Consider the following 956-nt stretch of genomic DNA (forward strand, 5'->3'; position numbering starts at 1 on the left):
TCTTTTATAGATGTTCAAAAACAACTTACTGAATTTGTAAAACATCCCGAAAATTTTGTTTGGGTTGCAGAAAAGAAAAAATTCACCCAACCTAAAGGCGGAAAATACTTATTGAAAGAAGGCATGAGCATGAATGATGTGGTAAACCTTTTACGTAGCGGAAATCAAACTCCAATCACTTTATCGTTCAACAATCAAGATACTTTAGAAAAATTAGCAGGAAGAATTTCCGAACAAATTGAAGCTGATTCTACTGCTTTATTACAAGCAATGATTGATACTAACTTTTTATCAACTAACAATTTTACAGAAAAATCAGCTTTAGGAATGTATATTCCGAATAGCTATGAGTTTTACTGGAATACTTCTGCAGAAAACTTCCGTGATAAAATGCTACGCGAATACAATCGTTTTTGGACTCCTGCTAGATTAGAAAAAGCTAAAAAACTAAATCTTTCAAAAGAAGAAGTTATCACATTAGCTTCTATTGTTCAAAAAGAAACAGCTCAAAAAATTGAGCGTCCTATTGTTGCTGGTTTATACTTGAATAGATTAAAAGACAACTGGCCTTTACAAGCTGACCCTACAGTTATTTATGCTATCAGAGAAATAAAAGGACAAGATTTTGTAGTAAAAAGAGTTTTGAATAAAGATTTAGTAATAGACTCTCCTTACAATACCTACAAGAACACAGGACTTCCTCCTACTTTAATTGCAATGCCTGATATTTCCTCTATCGATGCTGTTTTAAACCACCAAAAACACAACTATTATTATATGTGTGCAAGTGTAGATAAGATTGGTTTTCATGAATTTGCGAATTCTTTAGCACAGCACAATAGAAATGCAGTGAAATACCAACAATGGATAAATCAACAAGGGATAAGAAGATAAATTAACAAAAATTTATTTTCACTAATTTTAATAAAAGATTATCAAAAAAATAATAAAACCCT

General features: G+C 31.0%; 1 protein-coding gene. It reads left to right on the top strand.

What is annotated here, in order from left to right:
• The coding region (mltG, locus tag OU788_RS12435) for an endolytic transglycosylase MltG (RefSeq protein ID WP_274635454.1) at positions 1 to 894 on the top strand (894 nt) is incomplete at its 5' end.
• Positions 895 to 956: the final 62 nt, after the last annotated feature.

The organism is Tenacibaculum sp. L6 (genome assembly GCF_028823685.1).
Classification (GTDB): domain Bacteria; phylum Bacteroidota; class Bacteroidia; order Flavobacteriales; family Flavobacteriaceae; genus Polaribacter.